A 3,937-nucleotide genomic window follows, 5' to 3' on the forward strand; every position below is an offset into this window, starting at 1 on the left:
GGGGCGCTTGACAGACACACCACGGCTCTGGCCCCCTCCAGGGCGCCGGGCGCCAGGATGCGCTCGACGGGGGCCCACCAGGCGTGCTCTCTGCCGGAGGCATCAATCTCGATGCCCTCCCGCGATGCCTTGCCCGGTCCGCTGCGGTGGAGGATCCGGATCCTCCAGCCACTGTCCCGGGCCATATCCGCCAGGCGGGAGCCGATGAGGCCCGCGCCGGCCACGACGAGCAGCCCCGGGCCGCTGCGGCGGCCGGGCGGTGCTGAGGGGATCGCGTGAGTGCCCATTGACCCCACCCTAGGCCCTCGGCCGCCCCTTGGGCCCGCCCGGCCTCGTCTGCGCCCCTGGCGCCAGCGCCGGGGGCAGGAGGAAGGACCACTCCCCCTGGGTGAGGAGTGAGCCGCGTCAGGCCGTAGAATGCGCAAGATTCGCGCCCACTCCTTTAGGCTCGCCTCAATGCTCGAACACGCCCCCGCCTCCCGCTCCTCCGTGATGGACCTGCTGGCTCTGCGCTCCGTCATCGAGCTTCCCATAGCCCAACGCCATGTCCTAGACCCCGAGATCCTGCGAACGGTGGCCGCCGTCGATCGAGTCGGAGACCTGACACGTTTCAACGTCGCAGAGGTCCCCGAGCTCGCCCGCGTCTCCAGCCCCGAGGAGCTGCTGACCCCCGACGAACGCGGCTGGGCACTGGGGCACGCGCTGTCGCTGGCCGTTGAGCACGGGCAGCGCCTGTGGCTGAGCGAGGTGAGCCCGGAGCAGCTGGAGCGGCTGCGGGCGGTTCTGGGCGAGACGCTCGTCCACATCGCTTCGCTGGACGAGTCCGCGGGGGCCAGAGGAGACGATCTCGCCGACGAGTCCGCCCCAGCGGGCGAGCGCGCTGTCGTCGCCGTGAGCCCGCGACGCCTGCTGGACGGGTGGGCCACCGGGACGCCTGAGCAGATCGGCTACCTGCGCACCGTCCTGGAGGGCACCGACCCGCTGCGGGTCTCGCGGCACACCCTGGCCGCCCTGCACGAGGCGGAGGTGGACCTGGTGCCGCGCTCCGGTATTGTTCGGCTCCTGCACAACCCGCGCTTCCTCGCCTACGCGGCCGTGTTCATCTACTCCTCACTGCGGGCGCTGCCGGCCGTCTACGCCCCCGGCTTCCGCGGAAACCTCTGGGTGCTGTGGACCATCGACATTGTCACCGCAGTGCCCTACGCATGGGGCATCATCGCAATGGTCGCGGGCCGGCGCCGCCGCATCCGTTTTGCCGGCTTCCTCGTCACCCTCATCACCTTCGTGTTGCCTTACGTGTACTTCTTCTTCGCGGGCAGCCACGGCGACGGCAACCACTACCCCGGCTGGGTCATCATGGTGGTCATCGGCCTGGTACTGGCCACCTTCCTGCTCGAGGGCGGGCACTGGCTGCGGGACGTGGCCGTGGCCAGGGGCCTACGCGCCTCCCAGACCGGCTGAGGACCGCGCTGCCCGCGGATACAACGAAGCGGCCACCCGCCTGATGGTCAAGTGGCCGCTGTGCGGATTGTTGCCGACTGGTGAGCCTTTGCCACCAGGAGGCGCAACCGGATGGCTATGCGGTCGGTGCCGTGGCCGACTCCGCACCGCGGATCGATCGCAGGAGCCCGGCGAGCAGAAACCACCCGCCGGAAACGATGACAACGGCGACCAGACCGAGGGGCCGGTGGGGGTGGATCGCCACGAGCCAGCAGGTGGCCAGGAACCACACCGCCACCGCGCCAATATTGAGGGCGCGGAAGCGCTTGACTCGCGCCGGGTGCGCGTAGTGGGTGGGGACGAGGGTGAGCACCACGAAGATGAGAGTGACGACGATGTTGAAAACCGCCGGCGTGCTCAGGACGTAGAACATAAGGGCCACGATGTTCCAGGCCGCCGGGAAACCCACGAAGTAGTAGTCGGTGGACTTCCACTGCTTGTTGGCGTAGCAGAACATCGACGAGCTCAGGATGAGTGCCATGAGCAGGCCCGCCACCGGCCTGGGCCCCATCGGCAGGGCCACGTACATGAAGACCGCCGGGATGAAAGTCCAGGTGAGGTAGTCGACGACGATATCCACGATGCCGCCGTCGAACCAGGGGATGATCTCAGAGACCTTGGCGCGCCGGGCCAAAGTTCCGTCCACGCCGTCGACGACCAGGGCGACGAGGAGCCAGAACCACATCCAGGTGAACTCCCTGCGGGGGTTGATGGTGGCCAACATGGCCAGGCTGGCCCACACCAGTCCCGACATGGTCAAGATGTGTACTGCCCAGGCGGCGACACGGGCCCGTGCCGGGTACTGCGCCGTCGACACAAATGTCCCCTCTCAGTGGATGAACTGACGACGGGAAGTCTATGCGGTTCACAGCCCGATCACATATTCGCACGGGTCGTTCTCTCCATAAACGCGTATGAGCCTCCGAGCGCCCCAATTTGGGCACGCCCTCGCCCCCGAAACGGTGTGTCCCCGCACCTGCTGGTACGGGGACACCTGGCCGCTACGCGCCCGCGGGCACTCACAGGAGATGACTCACATGCTCACGTGGCGGAAGTCGAAGGGGTAGATCCCCATGGGGTTCCAGTGTGCGACGAGCCGTGCTCCGGTGGCCGCGCCGTGGGCCCACAACTCACTGGCGATGACGACGCCGCCGCCCTCCAGCTCGCTCAGGCCCAGGCGGTGGTGGCCATCGATATAGTCATCGGCCTGCTCCACCGGGTAGAGGGCCAGGTCGGAGGCGGGGACGGAAAGACTGGCCAGCTGCTCATCGAGGCCGGCCAGGTCGTGTCCGGCGATCCCGTAGCGGCTCGCCAGCTCGTTGACGTCACGGCGCGCGATGGCGGCGACGAACTCCTGGACCTCGGTGTAAATCTGACGGCGCAGCTCCTCATTCCCCCAGGGGGCCGGGGCCGGTTCCTCGTCGGGCGCCTCTTCGGAGTCGCGCCCGGCGGAGCCGTCGACCGCCTCGCCGGGATGCTCGGCGGGTTCGGAATGCTCCGCGGCGGGTTCGGAGTGCTCCACGGCGGGCTGCTCGGCGGAAGCGCCCTGGGCGGCACCATCCTCGGGGGAGTCCTCGGGCGTCGAGTCGGTCGGCGCGGAGATGGGCTCGGAAGCGGAGGCGCCCTGGGCCTCCGCAGAGGGCACATCGGCCATGTGAACCGTCTCCGCCGTGTCCTGTGCGTCCGCGGCGGGCGGCACCGCGCCCTCGACGGAGGCTGCGTACCAGGGGATCTCCGCCTTCGCAGGCTCAACGGGCTCCCCGGAGGGGGTCGAGTCCGTCTGCTGGCCGTCGTGACCCGCGGCGTCCACCGGGGTCCGCGCGGAGACCGCCACATGTTCCCAGGCCTCGCCGGAGGCGGCGATCGGCTGCTGCTCGGGGGCATCGGCCCGGGCCGGTTCGGGCCCCTCGGGATGAGCGACAGTCTCACCGGTGGGTGCGGCCACGGGCTCACCACCGGCGTGCTCGACGGCGGGGACCACCACCGGCTCGTACGCCGACTCGGCCATCCCGGAGGACTGCGCCGCCCGGGGCGGTGAGGCAGGAGTGGAGACGGTATCGATGCCTCCCTCGGAAGTCGCCTCAGTGGCCGCCTCACCAGTTCGTTCGACAGCCGCTCCGGTGCCCGGATCGGCCGGGGTCTGGGAGGTGTCGGCCACGTGTCGGGCCCTTAGCGCGTTGGCCGAGCTCGTCCGAGTCCCCGGGACGGCGGGCATCTTGACGACGTCCTCGGGCTCCTGGGCGGGGCGCTCGCCCGTGGCGGGGCTGTGCGCCGATGCCTCCTCGGTCTGCTTCTGCTGGACATCCTCGGGCTCCTGGGCGGGGCGCTCGTCCGCAGCGGGCGCCGTGACGGGAGCAGCGGCTGCCTCGACCATCGACGGCGTCGAGACGGCCGGCGCAGTCACCTCGCCGTCCACGAGGCTCTGATCGACGGGGAA

Annotated in this window: 2 protein-coding genes and 2 pseudogenes; 1 reads left to right on the plus strand and 3 read right to left on the minus strand. The window is 69.9% G+C overall.

The features are described from left to right. A pseudogene (locus HMPREF0975_RS16365) lies at nucleotides 1-287 on the minus strand (TIGR01777 family oxidoreductase); the annotation flags it as partial. A gap of 169 nt (nucleotides 288-456) precedes the next feature. Between HMPREF0975_RS16365 and HMPREF0975_RS13500 the strand changes: the two are divergent. Next, nucleotides 457-1,461 (plus strand): hypothetical protein, encoded by a 1,005-nt coding sequence (locus HMPREF0975_RS13500; RefSeq protein ID WP_049939978.1) that lies wholly within the window; start codon nucleotides 457-459, stop codon nucleotides 1,459-1,461. A gap of 115 nt (nucleotides 1,462-1,576) precedes the next feature. Here HMPREF0975_RS13500 and HMPREF0975_RS13505 read toward each other — a convergent pair whose 3' ends face one another. Together HMPREF0975_RS13505 and HMPREF0975_RS16370 are read right to left on the minus strand one after the other, a co-directional pair. Continuing rightward, complete coding sequence (locus HMPREF0975_RS13505; RefSeq protein ID WP_009234769.1) at nucleotides 1,577-2,317, minus strand: CDP-alcohol phosphatidyltransferase family protein; 741 nt, start codon at nucleotides 2,315-2,317, stop codon at nucleotides 1,577-1,579. A gap of 216 nt (nucleotides 2,318-2,533) precedes the next feature. After that, a pseudogene (locus HMPREF0975_RS16370) lies at nucleotides 2,534-3,937 on the minus strand (hypothetical protein); the annotation flags it as partial.

The sequence above is a fragment of the Actinomyces sp. oral taxon 849 str. F0330 genome (genome assembly GCF_000239715.1).
Lineage (GTDB): Bacteria > Actinomycetota > Actinomycetes > Actinomycetales > Actinomycetaceae > Actinomyces > Actinomyces johnsonii.